This is a genomic window from Halomonas sabkhae (assembly GCF_030409265.1).
Lineage (GTDB): Bacteria > Pseudomonadota > Gammaproteobacteria > Pseudomonadales > Halomonadaceae > Halomonas > Halomonas halmophila.
The window spans coordinates 114,771-134,632 of record NZ_JAUFPM010000003.1; the positions used below are offsets into that span (position 1 = coordinate 114,771).

A 19,862-nucleotide genomic window follows, 5' to 3' on the forward strand; every position below is an offset into this window, starting at 1 on the left:
CGGGAGAGCGGCAGGGTGAAATGGGGTTACAACGTCAGCAGAAACAGGATCAGCGGCGGTGACAGCAGCGAGAGGATAAAGCCGCTGACCACGGCCACCGGGACACAGGCGACGCCGCCGTGTTGCTGGATCACCGGCAGGGTGAAGTCCATGGAAGTGGCGCCGCCGTAGCCGATGGCCAGCGCCGGGTGTCGCTTGATGACCAGCGGGATCAGTACGAAGGCCAGCAGCTCGCGGATCAGGTCATTGAGAAAGGCGATGCCGCCGAGCAATGGCCCCAGCTGATCACCGATCAGGATTCCGGACAGCGAATACCAGCCGAAGCCGGCGGCCATGGCCAGGCCCTCGTTCCATGGCAGGTCGAGCAGGGGGGCGGCCAGCAGCCCGCCGATCAGCGAGCTGGCGGCCAGCACGCTGGCAATGGCCAGGCCGAAGCGGTTGAGCAGGATCTGCCGCAGGGGCATGCCGGAATTGCGCAGCTGGCAACCGATCAGTGCCAGCAGCAGATACAGGACCCACTCCGAGAGGGTCTCGGCCGCGTCGAACAGGCGCAGGCCCAGCGGCCCGCTCGCCAGCAGGCCGAGGATGACGCCGGCCAGCACGGCCCCGATCAGCGACATGGAGCCGGCCATGGCGGCCAGCTTGCTGGTCGGCGCATCGGCCACCGAGGTCGAGGCCGCGACTTCAAGGCGCAGCCGGCGTGACAGCCAGGCCAGGGCCGCCAGGTTGCAGGCGGAGATCACCACGCACAGCAACAGTGACTGCCCGCCCAGCTGCGACAGCTTGCCGCCCAGATCGTCGAGGCCCGCCAGGCTGATGCCCATCAGCAGCAGGATCACGTAGATGGAGGCGCTCACGCCCCGGTTGATCGCATCGAGTACCCGAGGCTGGCGGACAGGCACCAGATAGCCGAGCACCAGTGGCAAGAGGACGATCAACAGACTGCTCAACATCGCAGGATTCCTTCCATGGAGGCGTGCGCACAGCGGCGTTTAGTGCACTAATGAAATGCCATTCTAGGCGCTCCTGCCTGAGCAGTGGAAGGGCCGTCGCCGATCAGGGCGTCTCGAGTCGGGTCAGCTCCAGCTGGCTCTTGCGCTTGCCATCGCTGTAGTAGGTCATCGACAGCAGCAGGCCGGGCAGGCGCGGCAGGAAGTCGAAGACCAGCCGGCTGTCGTCATCGTCAGGCTCGGTCACCTCCACGCGCAGGGCCTCGAATTCGCCGGCGGGCAGGGTCAGCGATCGGCGGCCCAGCACGCGATAGTCGACGCTTTCCTGGCGACCGCGATGGTCCAGGTACTCGACGCGGCAGGCCGTCTCGCAGGGCCGGTCGATGGCGCGGCGTGACAGGGCGAAGAGCGCGCTCTGACGGTCCGGCCGATCGGCGAGGGCCTCATGGTCGAGTCGATAGGACTTCTGGATCCCCAGCAGTGAATAGCCGGAAGCGTAATAGTAGGACTGCAATGCCCCCTGGCCGACGCGGAAGCGGCCCGTTTCGTGGCCGCTGATGCCGGGCAGCCTGGCACTCATCTCGCTCTCCCAGCCGCTGGCCGTGGCCGTCAGGCGGTGCTGGATATCGGCATCCGGCCAGCCGTCCACTGTGAGATGGTAGTGCGCCTCGAAGGGGCGCGGCGGTGTGTCGGCGGCCAGGCCGCTGCCGGCCGGCAGCATCAGCAAGAGGAGCAGCGTCGGGAGCAAGCGCTGGGTCATGAGACTTCCTTGTGTCGTCGAGATAGCGGGCATGGTCATCAGATGCCGCGGGGCGGCTGGAGGTTCCCGAGCCGGCCGCGAACGTCGTGGCCGCTGCCAATATATCCTATGCTGGCATAAGCCACTCAGCGATCCAGTATGCATCAGGAGATGACATGGCCAGATTACTGCTCATTGCCGGCGACTTCGTCGAGGACTATGAAATCATGGTGCCCTTCCAGGCGCTTCAGGCCATGGGGCATACGGTGGATGCCGTGTGTCCCGACAAGCGCGAGGGAGACAGCGTGCGCACCGCCATCCATGACTTCGAGGGCGACCAGACCTACACCGAGAAGCCAGGGCACAATTTCATCCTCAATGCCTCCTTCGCCGAGGTCGCGCTGGAGGACTACGACGCCCTGGTGGTACCCGGCGGGCGTGCCCCCGAATATCTGCGCCTGGATGAGCGAGTGCTCGAGATGGTGCGGCACTTCTTCGAACACGACAAACCGGTGGCGGCGATCTGCCATGGCGCCCAGCTGCTGGCCGCCGCCATTTCGCTGGAGGGCTTCCGGGTCTCGGCGTATCCCGCCTGTGCGCCGGAGGTCACGCTGGCCGGCGGCAACTTCGCCGAGCTCCAGGTCGATCAGGCGATCACCAGCGGCAAGCTGGTCACCGCCCCGGCCTGGCCGGCGCATCCCGCCTGGTTGGCGCGTTTCAACGAACTGCTGTAACGCGACGCTCCGCTCCAGCGGATCAGCGCCAGGCGGCGAGTGCCTCGCTGAGCGTCACCGGATAGTCGCTGACGCCCGGTTCGAGGCGGGTCAGGCTGTCCGGAAAGCGCCCGCGGGCCTCCATGACGCGCTCCCGGGCGGAGGCCGCCAGTGCCATGCCGTCGGCATCGGGCTGGCCGCCGCTCACGCTGCGCACCAGTAGCGGCGTTCCCTGATCGAGTCGCTCGTCGCGCCGCGCGATGGTGTCGCCGGCGTAGCGTCCGGCAGCGTCGAGGTGACGATAGACCTGCTTGGGCCCCGGCAGGTTGGCCTTGCCCGGCGACTGCTTGACCCGGGGCTCGCCGGCGTATTCCACCAGCTTGTAGGACAGGTCGATGACCGGGGCATCGGTCGAGGCACCCATCCGGGTGCCGACGCCGAAGGCATCGATCGGCACGCCGGCGCTGAGCAGGGCTTCGATGGCCTGCTCGTCCAGGCCGCTGCTGGCGATGATCTTGACCTCGCCGAGGCCGGCGTCGTCGAGCAGTCGGCGTGCGTCCGGTGCCAGCTGCTCGAGGTTACCCGAGTCGAGCCGGATGGCGCCGATGCGCAGCTCGGGCTCGTCCTGCAGCAGGGCGATGACCTGGCGCACGCCGGCCAGGGTGTCGTGGGTATCCACCAGAAGGGTGGTGTCCGGCATGTGGCGGGCGAAGGCCTGAAAGGCCTCGCGCTCGCTGTCGTGGGCGAGGATGTAACTGTGCGCCATGGTGCCGTTGAGCGGCAGATCGTGGCGCAGGCCGCCGAGGACGTTGCTGGTACCGGCCAGTCCGGCGCTGCGATAGGCGCGCACGCCGCGTACCGCGGCGTCCAGGCCGTGCATGCGACGCAGGCCGAAGTCGACCACCGGGCGTCCCCGGGCGGCCATGACCAGGCGTACCGCCTTGGAGGCCAGCACTGTTTCCAGCTGCACCAGGTTCATGAGCAGGCTCTCGAGCAGCTGAGCCTGGGCGATGGGCGCATCGACCTCCAGCAGGGGCTCGTCGGGGAAGACCGGCGTGCCCTCCGGCAGGGTCCAGATGTCGCCCTCGAAGCGCCAGTTCGCCAGCCAGTCGAGGAAGGCGGCATCGAAGCGTCCGGTGGCGGCCAGGCGTGCGATGGCGCGCTCGCCGAAGCGTAATTGACTGACCAGCTCGGCGGCATGCTGTTGGCCGCAGGCGAGCATGAAGCGACGCTCGGCCGGCAGACGACGGAAGAACAGGCTGAAGGTCGCCCGGTCGTCCATGCCCTCGCGCCAATAGGCCTGGATCATGGTCAGCTGGTAGAGATCGGTCAGCAGCGCCAGCTCGTCTTCCTCCACCGTCAGCGGGGCGGTCATCGGCATAGTTCGGCACCGGCATCGCTGAGGGTGGCGTGGCAGGCCGCGATGGCCTGCGGGTCCACGGCCGCGCTCAGGTCGTCGAGCAGGCGGGTGGTGAACCCTTCGTGCAGGGCGTCGAGCGTCGTGGCCTTGACGCAGACATCGAGTGCCAGGCCGCAGACCGTGACACGCTCGATCCCGCGTTCGCGGAGATAGTCACCGAGGCCGGTGGCGTCGAAGGCCGAGTAGGCGTCGCGGTCGAAGGCGGTGGCCTTGCTGACGCGAATGGTCGCCTCGGGCAGCGCCAGCTCGGGGTGGAAGGCGGCGCCCGGAGTGTCCTGCACGCAATGTACCGGCCAGGGCCCGCCGCGATGGGAGAAGCTGGCATGGTCCACGGGGTGCCAGTCCCGGGAGGCGATGATCAGGGCGCCGGCCTGCCGGGCGGTGGCCATCTCGGCGTTGATCCCCGGTACCAGGGCGTCGCCTCCGGCCACGGCCAGGGCGCCGCCCGGGCAGAAGTCGTTCTGCATGTCGACCACCAGCAGGGCGTCGCGGCTTCCATAGTCCAGAGAGGGCCGCGACCCGGTGGCCCGAGAGTGGGTGGTCCGAGACATCGCGCACCTCCTTGATGGGCATCGGTGGGTGTCACCGGGGCGGGATTGCCCCTGTTATCCATCAGCGTATCGCCTGCCGGGCCATTCGTGTAGCGCATGGCATCAGTAGCCGGCGTCCGGGTCGATGGTCGGCTGGGGTGTGCCGGCCTCGAAGGCGCGCAGTGCCTCGGCGACCTGATCGACGGCATCCTTCAGCGGCGTGGGACCGGCCATGTGAGGCGTGATCAGAATGCGTGGATGTGACCACAGCGGGCTCTCGGCGGGCAGCGGCTCGACCGGGAAGGCATCCAGCAGGGCGCCGCGCAGCTGGCCGCTGTCCAGGGCGTCGAGCAGGGCCGACTCTTCGATCAGCGAGCCGCGGCCGGGGTTGATCAGGCTGGCGCCCTGCGGCAGTTGCCCCAGTGTCTCGCGGTTGATCAACTGATGCGTGGCCGTCGTGCCCGGCAGCAACAGCACCAGGCTGCGCACCCGACCCAGCAGGCCGGTAAGCCCCTCATCACCATGATGACAGGTCACGCCCTCGAGGGTCCTGGGCGAGCGGCTCCAGCCGTGAACCGGAAAGCCATCGGCGGCCAGGCTGGTGGCGACCTTGGCGCCGATGGCACCCAGCCCCAGTACGCCGACCGGCCAGTCCGCCTTGTCGGTCACGGCGTGCTCGCACCACTCCGCGTCGGCTTGCTGGCGGGCATAGCGGTCGAAGTCGCGCTGGAAGTGCAGCACGCCATAGCGCACATAGTCGGCGATGGGGCCGGCCATGCCGGCGTCGCGCAACTTGACGATGGGCAGGTCGCGGGGCAGGGCGGGGTTGTCGAGCAGGGCATCGACGCCGGCGCCCAGGTTGACGATGCCCTTGAGCCGCTTGAGCTCGCCGAACAACTCGGCGGGTGGCTGCCAGGCCGCCAGGTAATCGACGTGGCGGCGCTGTTCGGCGCTCGCCTCGGCGGTCAGGATCTCGGCGTGCGGCAGGCGGCGCGACAAGGCCTCTCGCCAGGCGTCCGCGTTGCCATGGTGAATGAGTACGCGCATGGTGTCCGCTCCCTTCAATAGACGAATTGCATCATGGGCGGTGGTGCCTCGCCCAGCAGATTGACGAGGCGCTGCAGGCCCTCCTCGAAGCGCTCGATGTCCGGTTCCGCGCCGACACTGACGCGCACCCGGCGGGGCGCGGCCGTCTGCTCCACCATGAAGGGCACGGCCGTGGTGATGGCCACGCCTTCCTGTTCGGCCTGCTGCTGCAGCTCCTCGGTCCGCCATGCCGTGGGCAGCCCCAGCCAGACATGCATGCCGGTGGCGCGCGCCGTGCGCTCATGGCCGCTCAGCAGGCGGCTGGCCAGGCGCTGGCGCTCGGCCAGCAGGTGGCGCTGCTCCGCGGCCATCTCATCGACCGTGCCGTCGGCCAGCCAGGCATCGGCGATCTCGAAGATCAGCGGGGTGGCCATCCAGGTGGTGGCCCGCATGCGCGGCAGGGTATGGTGCAGCTGGCCGCGCGGCACGCTCAGGTAGCCGGCGCGCAGCCCCGGCATGGTGGCCTTGGTCAGGCTGGTGACATGGAAGCCCAGATGCGGCACACGCGCCGTCAACGGCGTCAGTCCTGGCGGCTCGAGCAGGGCCAGGACGTCGTCCTCGATCAGCCAGACCGCGTGTCGCTCGAGCACCTCGGCGACTGCATCCCGGCGTTCCTGGGGCATGGTGGCGCCGGTGGGGTTGAGCTGGGTGGGGGTCAGGCACACGGCTCGCGGCTTGAAGCGCCGGCAGGCCATGTCCAGGGCTTCCGGCAGGACGCCCTGCTCGTCGATGGCCACGCCGCGCAGCTGGAATCCCAGGGTGCGCGACAGGGCGATCAGACCGTGGTCGGTGAGAGCCTCGGTGAGCACCAGGTCGCCGTGCTGCACGATGGTGGCGACGGCCAGCAAGAGCCCGTGGGCGGCACCGTTGCACAGGATGCGCTCATCCGGCTCCCCGGGCACACCGAGGCGCTGTGTCAGCCACTGGCTGGCCCGCTCGCGATGATGGGGCAGTCCGGCAATGGGGCGATTGGCGGTGATGATATCCGGACTCGCCTGTTCGGCGAGCTGCGCCAGGGTTTCACGAAAGCGTAGGTGATGGCCCGGCGGGCACACCGGGTGGGCAATCGACAGATCGATGAGCGCGTCTTCATGGCGCGGTTCCGGCTTGCGCAGATAGGCCGAGTCACGCGAGTCATCCAGGGCGTTGACCCAGGTGCCGCTCCCGGTGCGTGCCTGCACCAGCCCCATCTTTTCCGCCTGGGCATAGGCCCGCGAGACGGTCTGCACGCTGATGCCCATGGCCTCGGCCAGCTCGCGATGAGTGGGCAGTCGGGTGCTGGGCGGCAGCTCTCCCTGGCGGATGGCCTCGGAGAGTGCCCTGGCAATGGCGAGATACTTGGGCCCCGAGTCCGTTAGATAGCGTGAGAGATCAATTGTCATGATTCAATAAAGCCTTTGACCGCCCGCCAAGTGGTGGTGATAGTATCACCATACCGGTACGGGCCGTGTATTGTCATGATGTTGAACGGTAATTTCATGACAACGACGGCCAGATTACGGTCGGCAAGAGTGTCAGCATTGGTTCAGTGCTATGCCCCGGCGCCTGAGGAGAACAGGTGACCGGATATTGGTAGTGTGGTCGTTTGGCGAGCGATGTCATGATTCAGGTTTCTCTTCCCTTCACTCGTGAAGAATATGCTGGCCGTCTCTGGAAGGTTCGCGCCGAAATGGCGAGCCGCGGAATCGACGTGCTGATCATCAGTGATCCGTCCAACATGGCCTGGTTGACGGGGTATGATGGCTGGTCCTTCTACGTGCATCAGTGTGTGCTGCTGGGTCTCGAGGGAGAGCCGGTGTGGTACGGGCGGCGCATGGACGCCAATGGTGCACTGCGTACCTGCTGGATGGATCCGGACAACATCACCTATTACCCGGATTACTATGTCCAGAACCCGGACATGCACCCCATGGACTACCTGGCACAGACCATCCTGCCCGACCGGGGATGGCACAAGGGCGTCGTGGGCATGGAAATGGACAACTACTACTTCTCGGCCAAGGCCTATCAGTGCCTGCTGAAGGAGCTTCCCCACGCTCGCTTTGCCGATGCCAACTCCCTGGTGAACTGGTGTCGTGCCATCAAGTCGCCCCAGGAAATCGAGTACATGCGGATCGCCGGCAAGATCGTGGCCGGCATGCACTCGCGCATTCTGGAATGTGTCGAGCCGGGCCTGCCCAAGAGCAAGCTGGTATCGGAAATCTATCGTGTGGGCATCGAGGGCTGGACGTCCCCGGAAGGCAAGGTCTTCGGTGGCGACTATCCGGCCATCGTGCCGATGCTGCCCACCGGCAAGGATGCCGCGGCGCCCCACCTGACCTGGGATGACTCGCCGTTTCGCGAGGGCGAGGGCACCTTCTTCGAGATCGCCGGTGTCTACAAGCGCTATCATGCGCCGATGTCGCGGACCGTTTACCTGGGCCGCCCGCCGGCGGAGTTCGTGCGGGCCGAGTCGGCCCTGCTGGAAGGCATCGATAATGGCCTGGCCGTGGCGAAGCCCGGCAATCGGACGGCCGATATCGCCATGGCACTGGGCGCGGCCATGGACAAGTATGGCTTCGACCGGGGCGGTGCACGCTGCGGTTACTCCATCGGCCTCAGTTATCCGCCCGACTGGGGCGAGCGCAACATGAGTCTGCGTCCCTCGGACGACAGCATTCTCGAGCCGGGCATGACCTTCCACTTCATGCCGGGCCTGTGGGTGGAAGACTGGGGACTCGAGATTACCGAAAGCATACTGATCACCGAAAACGGCTGTGAAACGCTGGCGGACTTTCCGCGCCAGTTGTTCGTCAAGTAAGGAGTCCTCATGAGCAACTCAACCGGCCCGCTGCGGCCCAGTCCGATTTCCGCCACCGTCGATTTCGAGGCCGACGGTGTTCAGCATGGTTTCCTCAAGCTGCCGGTCTCCAATGATGAGTCGGCCTGGGGCGCGGTGATGATTCCCGTCACCGTGGTCAAGAACGGCGAGGGCCCCACGGCGCTTTTGACCGGCGGCAACCATGGCGATGAATACGAAGGCATCACCGCCCTGCACAAGCTGTCCAGCCGTCTGCGCGCCGAGGACGTCACGGGCCGCGTGATCATCGTGCCGATGATGAACACCCCGGCCTGCATGGTCGGACGTCGCACCTCGCCCATGGATGCCGGCAACGCGGGCAATCTCAACCGCAGCTTTCCGGGCGACCCGGACGGCAACGTGACCGAGAAGATCGCCGACTACTTTACCCGCGTGATGGTGCCGATGAGCGACGTGGTGCTCGACCTGCACTCCGGTGGTCGCACCCTGGACATCATTCCGTTCGCGGCCTCCCATGTGCTGGATGATGCCGAGCAGCAGCGCAGCGCGCTGGAAGGCGCCAAGGCCTTCGGGGCGCCCTACGCGATCATGATGTTCGAGCTGGATGCCGCGGCCCTGTTCGACACCGCGGTCGAGCGTCAGGGCAAGATCTTCGTGGCCACCGAACTGGGCGGCGGCGGCACCTCGACGCCGCAGAGCCTGGCGATCACCGAGCGCGGTATCGATAACTTCCTGATCCACTATGGCCTGGTCGAGGGCGAAGTCGAGATGCCGGCCGAGCCCCAGGCCTACCTCGACATGCCGGATGCCTCCTGCTATGTGCAGAGTGAGCACACCGGCCTGCTCGAGCTGACGCTGGCGCTGGGCGATACGGTGACACAGGGTGATGTCATCGCGCGGGTGTACGACATGACGCGCAGCGGCGTGGCGCCCGTCGAATACCGAGCACAGCGTGACGGCGTCCTGGCGGCCCGGCGGTTCCCGTCCAGTGTCAACATGGGTGACACCATCGCGGTGATCGCCGAGGTCGTCGAGTCACTCGGCTGAATACTCAGAGTCAGGTAAACCCATGAAGCTCGATCGTTACGATCTGAAGATCCTTGAAATTCTCTCCCGCGACGGACGCATCACCAAGTCCCGGCTGGCCGAGGCCATCAATCTCTCGGTCAGCCCCTGCTGGGAGCGCGTGCGACGCCTGGAAAAGGCGGGCGTCATCGAAGGCTACAGCGCTCGCTTGAACACCGATGTGCTGGTCAAGCGTACTCCGGTCTGGGTGCAGGTCGAGCTCAAGGCCCACAATGCCGAGAGCTTCGCGCGCTTCGAGGCCCTGGTGCACGACACCCCGGAGGTCACCGAATGCGTGGCCGTCGGCGGCGGGCTCGACTATCTGGTCAAGATCGAGGCCGCCTCGATCGATACCTATCAGCGCCTGATCGACGACTGGCTGACCTCGGATGTCGGCATCGAACGCTATTTCACCTACATCGTCACCAAGACGGTCAAGCGTCCTGCGGACCACGTTACCGAAGCCGATCTCGCGGCACATTGAGCGTGCTCAGCCAGGTGTTTCCTCTGCGTTGATTCGTTTCGCCGCTCATGGCATAAGCTAGTGGGGTGTGGGAGAAGTACCAACATTGCCGGGCGATCCCACCGGCGGTCACTGGAGTCGAGTCGCCGGCCGATGGACGGAGCCCGTAGTGATTCGAGATCGCCTGACGCAGAGGGTATGACATGTCCTACTTCACGATTGCTGGTGTCCAGATGCATGCCTTGCATCACGGCGATAACACCGAGGCCATGCGGCATCGCATCGATGTTCTGATGAGCCGTTTTCCTCAAGTACAGATGGTGCTGTTCAGCGAGTTGATGCCGATGGGCGCCTCGCCGCATCACGCCCAGCCGTTTCCCAACCCGGCTGAGGCGTTATTTTGCCAGCTGGCCGAGCAGTATCGCATCTGGTTGATTCCCGGTTCCATGTTCGAGCAGCGCGAGGATGGGACTTATAATACGTTGTCGGTCATCAACCCCCATGGCCAGGTGGTTGCCCGCTACCGCAAGATGTTTCCCTTCCGCCCCTACGAGGCGGGGGTGGAGAGCGGCAGCGAGTTTGTCATCTTCGACGTGCCCAACATCGGGCGCTTCGGGGTGTCGATCTGCTATGACATGTGGTTTCCCGAAACCACTCGCACCCTGGCATCCCTGGGGGCCGAGGTGATTTTGCACCCGACCATGACCGATACCATCGACCGTGACATCGAGTTGGCCATCGCGCGGACCAACGCCGCGGTCAATCAGTGTTACTTCTTCGACATCAACGGCGCCGGAGCACTCGGTAATGGTCGTTCCATCGTGGTGGGGCCCTCGGGCGATGTCATCCACCAGGCCGGCACCGGTGAGGAGATCATGCCCATCGAGGTCGACCTGAGCCGTGTGCGTCGCGAACGCGAGACAGGCTTGAGGGGGCTCGGCCAACCGCTCAAGAGCTTCCGCGACCGTCGAGTCGATTTCTCGCTATACCGTGACGAGGGCGCTTCCTCCCCCTTCCTGGATACTCTGGGGCCGCTCGCCAAACCGCAACGCACCAATATCGAGGAGGCATGATCCGATCCGAGCAGGTGTATGGGAGCTGCTGAACGAATCGCCGAGCACCGTGCAACCTAACGGTTTGCATGCGTAGGCAGTCAAGCAGTGTCTTCCTTGCGGAATCCACGGAAAAAGGGTGTGCCATGTTTGCTGGAATCCTCGCTGTATTGCGACGCCTGTTCGTCCCATCCACGGCCGCCGGTACCGCCGACGCCGCCGAGTCCGACCGGCTTGCTCCCGCTGCAGAGGCGGTGGAGGGCGAAGCTTCCGTCGATAGCCAAGGGGCAACCACAATGAGCAAAATAACAAGCATCGCCGATGTCCGTCGTCACTTCCTCAGCAACAAGCGGCCGGTGTATTTCATATCGGCTACCAACTTCAATCTACTGGGAATCGGTGACTGGGTCGGTAACTTCCGTCATATCAACTACATCGACTGCTTCGATCGGCGCCAGCGCAACGTCTTCGTGCCCCGCGAGAAATTCCCCCGCGACTTCGAAGGCATCGAGGACATCAACAATTACCTGCTCGAACACAAGGAAGTGATCGACTTCATCAAGTCTCGGGCTCAGGGGGACGATGCGGGTATTGCGACTTTCCTGATGTTCGATGGACATACCGAGGAGGTATGTGAGCAGCTTGGACTCCAAGTTGCTTTCCCGCCGGCCGAGCTGCGCCAGCGCATGGACAACAAGATCGAGACGGTACGCATCGGCAACAAGGCTGGCGTGCCCAGCGTGCCCAACGTGCTGGCCAGGGTGGGGAGTTACCAGGAGCTCTGTGATGTCAGCCAGGAGCTCGGTGATGACCTGGTGGTGCAGACCGCCTTCGGCGACTCGGGACATACCACCTTCTTCATCGCCAGCGAGGACGACTACTACAAGCACGCTGAGGAGATTGAAGCCGAACCCGAAGTCAAGATCATGAAGCGCATCAACTGCCGCGGCTCGGCCATCGAGGCCTGTGCCACGCGCTGCGGCACCGTGGTGGGCCCCTTGATGACCGAGCTGGTCGGTTTCAAGTCACTGACCCCCTACAAGGGAGGGTGGTGCGGCAACGAGATGTTTGCCGGAGCTTTCAGCCAGTCGGTGCGCGACAAGGCCCGGGAATACACCTTCAAGTTCGGTGAAGCGTTGCGTGACGAGGGGTATCGTGGCTACTTCGAGCTCGATTTCCTGATCGACATGGAGACGCAGGATGTCTATCTCGGCGAGCTCAACCCGCGAGTTACCGGAGCGAGTTCGCTGACCAACGTGGCAGCCTTCGCTCACTCCGATATCCCGTTGTTCCTGTTCCATCTGCTGGAGTTCTCGGACCGCGACTTCGACCTCGATATCGACGAGATCAATGAGCGCTGGTCGCATCCCGACAGTGTCGATAGCTGGAGTCAACTGGTCATCAAGCATACCGACGAGAGTGTCGACTTGCTCACCGCCGCACCGGCCTCCGGCGTGTGGCGAATGGAGGAAGATGGCAGTGTCGCCTACGACCATTATGATTCGCACCCGCATGCCGCCGAAAACGAAAGTGAGGCCTTTTTCCTGCGCATCAGCGGTGAGGGAGACTTCCGTTATGAGGGGGCCGATCTGGGGATTCTGATCACTCGTGGGCGGCTGATGGATGATGACTTCGAGCTCACCGATCGCGCCCGCGCCTGGATCGATGGCATCCGTGGTCAGTTCGCCGGCCAACCGCTACAGGATCCGGTCGTTGAGGAAGTCGCTGTCAGCCACGCTATTGGCGGCGGCAACTTCAAGATCCTATGAGCGGACGATACCACGCCGATCTGCCGTCGGGCAGGTCGCACGGGGATGCGGCGCTCAAGGTGCTGGACTTTCGTACCGTACGGGAGGAAGTGCCGGGAGACAGATGGAAGTCGCTGTTCGACTACCATTGGCCGGCCTACGAACAGTGGTACCTGAGCGAGGGCGAGCGCGAGCGTCCGGGTTACCTGGCTTGCTACAACGCCTTGAGCCGCCATATGCCCGAGCTGGTAGATACCTATCGGATCCTGTGCGAACTGGCGGGTGGCGGTGATCTCAGTTCGCGACTATTGAGCCTCTATCGCCCGCCGGCCTACATCACGGGGTGTTCGCAGGCGGTTCTGGCCCGGCCATCCACTACCCTGCTGGCGCGCAACTATGATTATCCGCCGGAGCTGTGCGAGGGCACCATCCTCTACAGCCGCTGGAACGAGCGGCGAGTGATCGCCATGTCGGATTGTTTCTGGGGTGTGCTGGATGGCATGAACGATGCCGGTCTGGCGGTTTCCCTGGCGTTCGGAGGCCGCAAGACGGTGGGTGATGGTTTCGGGGCCCCCATCATCCTGCGTTATATCCTGGAGTTCTGTGACAGCGTGCCTCAGGCCGCCGAGGTGCTGGCCAGAGTGCCGACCCACATGGCCTACAACATCACCGTTGCGGATCGCGCCGGGCGTTATGTGACGGCAATGATCGCTCCGGACCGGCGTGCCAGCATCCGTCGCGTGCCGGTGGCCACCAACCATCAGAAGCGGATCGAGTGGTACGCCCATGCCCTGGCATCCGAGACGCTGATTCGCGAACGTCAGTTGTCGATTCTGGTGGACGATGACAGCACCACTGAGGCTCGCCTCGTGTCCGCCTTCGCCGCGCCGCCGTTGTTCCGTCATGACTATGCGCGCGGCCTGGGTACCATCTATACCGCGTTCTACCGTCCGACCGAGGGCCGGGCTGAGTTTCACTGGCCGGGTCTTGCTCTGGATCTGACTTTCGATGACTTTCCAGAAGAACGCATCACCGTGCGCTATGGCGCCCGGGGGCTCTACACGGGCTGAAAGGATGCAGAACAAGATCCACAAGGGGGTCGCCATGCATGAGAACAGCCATACCGAAACGCCCTATACCGCTCTGGGCTTCTATCACAAGATATCTCAGCTACGAGCCGATACCTGGAATGCGCTGAAGCGTGACCTGGGGCAGTTGGTCAAGCTGGATGCCTCCGATCAGCGTGCCCGCAACCTGATCAAGGCGGTGGACGTCAAACTGACCCGTCTTGAGATCATCGAGGATTATCACGCCTTTCCCTCCAAGGAAGACTTTCGTCACCTCTGGGCGCTGTTCGACCGTGAGGAGTATGTGCTGCTGGAAAGAGTGATCAAACGGCTGGTGCGCGCGCTGATCAGCGAGTCCTATCGGCGACGCCACGTTGACCTTAGCGAGACCGATGCTGATGCGGAAGACCTCGAGACCCTGGATGCCCTGAATCAGCTCAGGCGTGGTCACCCCGCTTCCAACAGCTCGGCGCAGCCTTACTTCGAGTTGCTGATCGTCGATAACCTTTCGGCGCAGGAAGAAGAGGTCGTGCGTGAGGCCTTTCACAATCTGCGTCGTCCGGAGGACAAGTTCGTCTACGATGTGGTCACGGTGCGCAGCTTCGAGGATGCGCTCATCGCGGTGCTGGTCAATCCCAATATCCAGGCCTGCTTGATTCGCTACGAGTTCCCCTATAAATCCAAGTACAACCTTAGTGCTCTGCGAAACTACCTGGAGGGACTCTCCGAGCAGGAGCTGGAGAATCAGTCCGAGGCTGACCGTAGCATCCTGCTCAGCTCGATGATCCATGAGCTGCGCCCGGAAATCGACCAGTTCCTGGTCACCAGCGGCGATGTGGAGGCCACGGCGAGTCGCGATATCCGCTACTTCAACCGTATCTTCTACCGTGAGACCGATTACATCGAGCAGCACCACACCATCCAGCGCGCCATCGACAATCGCTATCGCACCCCCTTCTTCGATGCCCTGCGCGAGTACAGCAAGAAACCCACCGGGGTCTTCCACGCCATGCCTATCTCACGAGGCAAGTCGGTGACGCGTTCCCACTGGGCGGGTCAAATGATCGACTTCTATGGCATCAACATCTTCCTGGCCGAGACCTCGGCGACCTCCGGCGGGCTCGACTCCTTGCTGCAGCCCTACGGGCCGATCAAGAAAGCTCAGGAGTACGCTGCTCGGGCCTTCGGGGCACGCCAGAGCTTCTTCGTCACCAACGGCACCTCCACGGCCAACAAGATCGTCGTGCAGGCCCTGGTCAAGCCGCGCGACATCGTGTTGATCGACCGCGACTGCCACAAGTCGCACCACTACGGCATGGTGCTCGCTGGCGCTCACGTCAGTTACCTCGATTCCTATCCGCTCGACGATTACTCCATGTATGGCGCGGTACCTCTGCACGAGATCAAGCGCACGCTGCTCGAGTACAAGCGCGCCGGTGAGTTGCACAAGGTCAAGATGCTGCTTTTGACCAACTGCACCTTCGATGGCGTGGTCTACAACGTGCGCCGGGTGATGGAAGAGTGTCTGGCGATCAAACCCGATCTGGTGTTCCTGTGGGACGAGGCGTGGTTTGCCTTTGCCGGCTTCAACCCGACCTATCGCCCGCGCACCGCCATGCACACCGCACGTACCCTGCGTGACCGCTATCGCAGCGAGGCCTACCGAGAAGAGTATGCCGTCTGGAAGGCCGAGTTCGACCAGCTCGACCCGGATGACGATGCCACCTGGCTCGAGCAGCGATTGCTGCCGGACCCCGACCTGGTGCGCATCCGCACCTATGCGACCCACTCGACCCACAAGACGCTGACTTCGCTACGCCAGGGCTCGATGATCCATGTCTGGGACCAGGATTTCCGCCAGAAGGTCGAAGCGCCGTTCCACGAGGCGTACATGACCCACACCTCGACCTCACCCAACTATCAGATCGTCGCTTCGCTCGATGTCGGGCGCATGCAGGCCGAGATGGAGGGCTTCGAGCTGGTGCATGCTCAGGTCGAGGCGGCCCTGACCCTGCGCGAACAGCTCTATACCCACCCTTTGTTGCAGAAGTATTTCCGCGTGCTGAAGAACGCTGACATGGTGCCCGAAGCTTATCGAGAATCGGGGGTCGAGTCCTACTATGACCCGGTAACGGGCTGGAACCAGATGGAAGAGGCCTGGGCGCGTGACGAGTTCGTGGTCGACCCCAGCCGTGTGACCATCGCCATCGGCGCGACCGGGGTGGATGGCGATGCCTTCAAGAATGAATACCTGATGAACAAGTATGGTATTCAGATCAACAAGACCTCGCGCAACACCGTGCTGTTCATGACCAATATCGGCACCTCCCGTGGTGCCATTGCCTACTTGCTGGACGTCTTGATCAAACTGGCCAAGGAATTCGAATACCGCTGGGAGGAGAGCAGCCGGCCCGAGCGCAAGATCATCGAACACCATGTGCATTCCTTGACCCAGGACCTGCCGCCACTGCCTGACTTCAGCTGCTTCCATGATGCCTTCCGGCCTAACCCGGATACGCCCCAGGGGGATATTCGCTGCGCCTACTTCCTGGCCTATGACGAGGAAAATACCGAATACCTGCGCTTCGATAATGGCGAACTGCAGGCGCAGATGCGCGCCGGGCGCGATGTCGTCTCGGCGAGCTTCGTGATTCCCTACCCCCCGGGGTTCCCGGTGCTGGTTCCAGGGCAGGTGATCAGCCAGGCGATTCTGGTTTTCCTGCAAGCCCTCGATGTCACCGAGATTCATGGCTATCGCCCGGAGCTTGGGCTACTGGTGTTCACCGAAGCTGCCCTGGCCGAGCCAGCGGCGGGCTGAGGCTTGCTGCCGGTTGGTCAGGGGAGGGCTAGGTGGGTTGACACAGCTAGGCATGCAGAAAAAACACCAAGTCAGTCGCGCGGGAAAAAAAATCCTCGACGTTCTCGCGGCCTGCTTTGAAAAGTCCTGAGCAGCCTTCTCCCATACCATGGGGACATCACGCGGCATCCGCCGCGGTTTTCTTCATGGCCGGTGTCGGAGCGACTCCGGCGTATCAGGGGGAGAAGTATATGATGCTGTCCAACCAGCTGAGCGATCTGCGACTGTTCCGTCAGTATGCCTACGTCGACGGCAAGTGGACTCACGGCACTACCGGCCGCGAGGAAGCCGTTATCGATCCGGCGACCGGCGAGACACTGGGTCATATTCCGGTGCTCGAAGCCGATCAGATTCGCGGGGCCGTGGACGCCGCCGATGAGGCCTTTGCGCAATGGCGTGCCCTGCGTGCCGACGAGCGCTGCGAGCGTCTGCTGGCCTGGTACGACCTGCTGCAGGCCAATCGCGAGGATCTGGCGACCATCATGACCCTGGAGCAGGGCAAACCGCTGCCGGATGCGCGTGGTGAAGTCGAATACGGTGCCAGCTTCGTGCGCTGGTTCGCCGAGGAAGGCAAGCGCACCTTCGGCGACACCATCCCCAGCCACATCCCCAACGCCGCCCTGGGCACCCTCAAGGAGCCGGTGGGCATCGCCGCTTTGATCACGCCCTGGAACTTCCCGCTGGCGATGATCACCCGCAAGGCCGCTGCCGCCATGGCCGCCGGCTGCCCGGTGGTCGTCAAGCCGGCCCACGAGACGCCGTTTTCCGCGCTGGCGCTGGCCGAGCTGGCCGAACGCGCCGGCATCCCGGCCGGCGTGTTCAACGTGGTGCTCGGCGATGCGCCGGAAGTCTCCAAGCTGCTCTGTGATGACGAGCGCATCAAGGCGCTGTCCTTCACCGGCTCCACCCGGGTCGGCCGCCTGCTGCTCGAGCAGAGCGCCAACACCGTCAAGCGTGTCTCGCTGGAGCTGGGCGGCAATGCGCCCTTCATCGTCGGGCCGGACATGGACCCGCAGGAAGCCGCGCTGGCCGCCGTGGCCGCCAAGTTCCAGACCGCCGGTCAGGACTGCCTGGCCGCCAACCGCATCCTGGTCCACGAGTCCATCCATGATGCCTTCGTCGAGCATTTCGCCGAGCGCATGGCCGCCATGACGGTAGGCAACGGCATGCAGGGCGAGGTCGACCAGGGGCCGCTGATTCACGGTCAGGCCGTCGACAAGGCCTCCGCCATCGTCGATGACGCCGTCTCCCGCGGCGCGACCCTGGTGGCCGGCGATCAGAGCCAGGCGCCGGGCCCGAACTTCTTCATGCCGACCCTTCTGACCGGCGTGACCCGCGACATGCAGGTCTGGTGCGAGGAAAACTTCGCTCCGGTGGCGGGCATCACCGCCTACCGCGATGACGATGAAGCCATCGCCATGGCCAACGATACCGAGTATGGTCTCGCCGCCTATGTCTACACCCACGACATCCGCCGCATCTGGAAACTGCTGCGCGCCCTGGAATACGGCATGGTCTCGGTGAACTCCGTGAAGATGACCGGCCCGCCCGTGCCCTTCGGCGGCGTCAAGCAGTCAGGCCTCGGCCGCGAGGGCGGCGTGACGGGTATCGATGAGTACCTGGAGACGAAGTATTACTGCCTGGGGGCGCTGGGCTCCGTCTCTGGTAGCTGAGCTTGCAGCGAGTTACGAGCCACGAGCCACGAGCTTCGAGCAACCCCAACCCTGCTCCGAAGGTGGGGAGGGGTTCGCAGCTCGTTAAGCGTTTCTCGCGAACACGGGCTGGCTGCTATCCGCAGGCCGAGCCAAGATGACGAACTTTCTCTCCGGCGCCGCCGGGGAGCCTTATATGGAGAACTGCATGACCACGCACAAGGATCTGATCGATCGCGACCGCAAGGTGACCTTCCACGCCTCCACGCACCTGCGTGACTTCGCCCAGGGCGATGCACCGGGCCGCGTCATCACGGGCGGCAAGGGCATCAACATCGTCGACAAGGACGGTCGCGAATTCATCGACGGCTTTGCCGGCCTGTACTGCGTCAACATCGGCTATGGCCGCAGTGAAGTCGCCGAGGCGATCTACCAGCAGGCGCTGGAGATGTCCTACTACCACACCTATGTGGGCCACTCCAACGAGCCGCAGATCGCGCTCTCCGAGAAGATCCTCGAGCTGGCCGGCCCCGGCATGTCCAAGGTCTACTACGGCATGTCCGGCAGCGATGCCAACGAGACCCAGCTCAAGATCGTGCGTTACTACAACAACGTGCTCGGCCGCCCGCAGAAGAAGAAGGTCATCTCGCGCATGCGCGGCTACCACGGCTCCGGCATCGCCTCCGGCTCGCTGACCGGCCTCAAGGCGTTCCATGATCATTTCGATCTGCCGATCGAGACGATCCGTCATACCGAGGCGCCGTACTACTATCACCGTGCCGCCGAACAGGAAGGCATGAGCGAGCGCGAATTCTCCAAGCACTGCGCCACCAAGCTGGAAGAAATGATCCTGGCCGAAGGCCCGGACACCGTGGCCGCCTTCATCGGCGAGCCGGTGCTGGGTACCGGGGGTATCGTGCCGCCGCCCGAAGGCTACTGGGACGAGATCCAGGCCGTGCTGGCCAAGTACGACGTGCTGCTGATCGCCGACGAAGTGGTGTGCGGCTTCGGGCGTACCGGTAGCGAGTTCGGCAGCCACCACTACGGCATCAAGCCGGACCTGATCACCATCGCCAAGGGCTTGACCAGCGCCTACCAGCCGCTTTCCGGCGTGATCGTCGGTGACCGCGTGTGGAATGTGCTGGAGCAGGGTACCGGCGAATACGGCCCGATCGGCCACGGCTGGACCTATTCCGGTCACGCCCTGGGCTGCGCCGCCGGCCTGGCCAACCTGCAGATCATCGAGCGCGAAGGCCTCACCGCCAATGCCGCCAACACCGGTGCCTATCTGCAGGAGCGCATGCAGGCCACCTTCGGCGATCATCCGGTGGTCGGCAACGTGCGGGGCGTGGGCATGATGGGCGCGCTGGAATTCGCCGCCGATCCGGCCAGCCGGACGCACTTCGATCCGTCCCTCAAGGTCGGGCCGCGCATGTCCGCTGCCGCTCACGAGCAGAACCTGATCGCGCGTGCCATGCCGCAGGGCGATATTCTCGGTTTCGCTCCGCCGCTGACCACGACCCGTGCGGAAGTCGACGAGATCGTCGCGCGTACCAAGAAGGCCGTCGACAAGGTGACCGACGAGCTGACCCGCGAAGGCGCGCTGCAGACCGCCTGAACGGCATCGCCGTCATGATGTGAAGGAATCGCCGCAGGGACTCGCGCCCTGCGGCGATTGCGTTTGGGCGTTGCATGATCCGCGCAGAGAGAGGAGAGATGA

The 19,862-nt window shown here is 64.2% G+C and carries 16 protein-coding genes; 10 read left to right on the top strand and 6 right to left on the bottom strand.

Features of this window, described 5'->3' with window-relative positions; all coding sequences use genetic code 11:
* Window positions 1-26: 26 nt before the first annotated feature.
* Window positions 27-953: a LysO family transporter gene (locus QWY79_RS02235; RefSeq protein ID WP_290269470.1), complete on the bottom strand. Its 927-nt coding sequence runs from the start codon at window positions 951-953 to the stop codon at window positions 27-29.
* A gap of 103 nt (window positions 954-1,056) precedes the next feature.
* Window positions 1,057-1,710: a hypothetical protein gene (locus QWY79_RS02240; protein WP_290269472.1), complete on the bottom strand. Its 654-nt coding sequence runs from the start codon at window positions 1,708-1,710 to the stop codon at window positions 1,057-1,059.
* A gap of 155 nt (window positions 1,711-1,865) precedes the next feature.
* Here QWY79_RS02240 and QWY79_RS02245 point away from each other — a divergent pair, with 155 nt between their 5' ends.
* On the top strand, window positions 1,866-2,423 hold the full coding sequence (locus tag QWY79_RS02245; protein WP_290269475.1) for a DJ-1/PfpI family protein: 558 nt from the start codon (window positions 1,866-1,868) through the stop codon (window positions 2,421-2,423).
* 22 nt (window positions 2,424-2,445) lie between these two features.
* Here QWY79_RS02245 and QWY79_RS02250 read toward each other — a convergent pair whose 3' ends face one another.
* From QWY79_RS02250 to ehuR, 4 genes are all read right to left on the bottom strand, one after another.
* Window positions 2,446-3,783, bottom strand: coding sequence for a nicotinate phosphoribosyltransferase (locus QWY79_RS02250; RefSeq protein WP_290269477.1), 1,338 nt, complete (start codon window positions 3,781-3,783; stop codon window positions 2,446-2,448).
* A complete protein-coding gene (locus QWY79_RS02255; protein ID WP_290269479.1) occupies window positions 3,774-4,373 on the bottom strand; it encodes a nicotinamidase in 600 nt (199 codons plus the stop codon). The genes QWY79_RS02250 and QWY79_RS02255 overlap by 10 nt, the downstream gene beginning before the upstream one ends.
* 102 nt (window positions 4,374-4,475) lie before the next feature.
* The gene (locus tag QWY79_RS02260; RefSeq protein ID WP_290269481.1) at window positions 4,476-5,399 is read right to left on the bottom strand and encodes a 2-hydroxyacid dehydrogenase; all 924 of its coding nucleotides are present in this window, start codon (window positions 5,397-5,399) and stop codon (window positions 4,476-4,478) included.
* Window positions 5,400-5,413: 14 nt separating this feature from the next.
* The gene (ehuR, locus tag QWY79_RS02265; RefSeq protein ID WP_290269484.1) at window positions 5,414-6,820 is read right to left on the bottom strand and encodes a MocR-like ectoine utilization transcription factor EhuR; all 1,407 of its coding nucleotides are present in this window, start codon (window positions 6,818-6,820) and stop codon (window positions 5,414-5,416) included.
* A 218-nt stretch (window positions 6,821-7,038) separates the two neighbouring features.
* Between ehuR and doeA the strand changes: the two genes are divergently transcribed.
* The 9 genes from doeA to QWY79_RS02310 all read left to right on the top strand — a co-directional run bounded on the left by doeA (window position 7,039) and on the right by QWY79_RS02310 (window position 19,760).
* The gene (gene doeA / locus QWY79_RS02270) at window positions 7,039-8,238 is read left to right on the top strand and encodes an ectoine hydrolase DoeA (protein ID WP_290269486.1); all 1,200 of its coding nucleotides are present in this window, start codon (window positions 7,039-7,041) and stop codon (window positions 8,236-8,238) included.
* Window positions 8,239-8,247: 9 nt separating this feature from the next.
* A complete protein-coding gene (gene doeB, locus QWY79_RS02275; protein ID WP_290269488.1) occupies window positions 8,248-9,285 on the top strand; it encodes a N(2)-acetyl-L-2,4-diaminobutanoate deacetylase DoeB in 1,038 nt (345 codons plus the stop codon).
* A 22-nt stretch (window positions 9,286-9,307) separates the two neighbouring features.
* On the top strand, window positions 9,308-9,787 hold the full coding sequence (locus QWY79_RS02280) for an Lrp/AsnC family transcriptional regulator (RefSeq protein WP_290269490.1): 480 nt from the start codon (window positions 9,308-9,310) through the stop codon (window positions 9,785-9,787).
* Window positions 9,788-9,969: 182 nt separating this feature from the next.
* Window positions 9,970-10,839, top strand: coding sequence for a carbon-nitrogen hydrolase family protein (locus tag QWY79_RS02285; protein ID WP_290269492.1), 870 nt, complete (start codon window positions 9,970-9,972; stop codon window positions 10,837-10,839).
* A gap of 275 nt (window positions 10,840-11,114) precedes the next feature.
* A complete protein-coding gene (locus tag QWY79_RS02290) occupies window positions 11,115-12,587 on the top strand; it encodes a biotin carboxylase (protein ID WP_290269495.1) in 1,473 nt (490 codons plus the stop codon).
* Window positions 12,584-13,636, top strand: coding sequence for a C45 family autoproteolytic acyltransferase/hydrolase (locus tag QWY79_RS02295; RefSeq protein ID WP_290269496.1), 1,053 nt, complete (start codon window positions 12,584-12,586; stop codon window positions 13,634-13,636). Before QWY79_RS02290 ends, QWY79_RS02295 begins: the two co-directional genes overlap by 4 nt.
* A 4-nt stretch (window positions 13,637-13,640) precedes the next feature.
* Window positions 13,641-16,451 carry an aminotransferase class I/II-fold pyridoxal phosphate-dependent enzyme gene (locus QWY79_RS02300; RefSeq protein ID WP_290269498.1) on the top strand — a complete coding sequence of 937 codons (2,811 nt, stop codon included), beginning with the start codon at window positions 13,641-13,643 and terminating at the stop codon, window positions 16,449-16,451.
* A 230-nt stretch (window positions 16,452-16,681) separates the two neighbouring features.
* A complete protein-coding gene (locus QWY79_RS02305; RefSeq protein WP_290269500.1) occupies window positions 16,682-18,163 on the top strand; it encodes an NAD-dependent succinate-semialdehyde dehydrogenase in 1,482 nt (493 codons plus the stop codon).
* Window positions 18,164-18,350: 187 nt separating this feature from the next.
* The gene (locus QWY79_RS02310; RefSeq protein ID WP_290269502.1) at window positions 18,351-19,760 is read left to right on the top strand and encodes an aspartate aminotransferase family protein; all 1,410 of its coding nucleotides are present in this window, start codon (window positions 18,351-18,353) and stop codon (window positions 19,758-19,760) included.
* The last annotated feature ends 102 nt before the right edge of the window (window positions 19,761-19,862 follow it).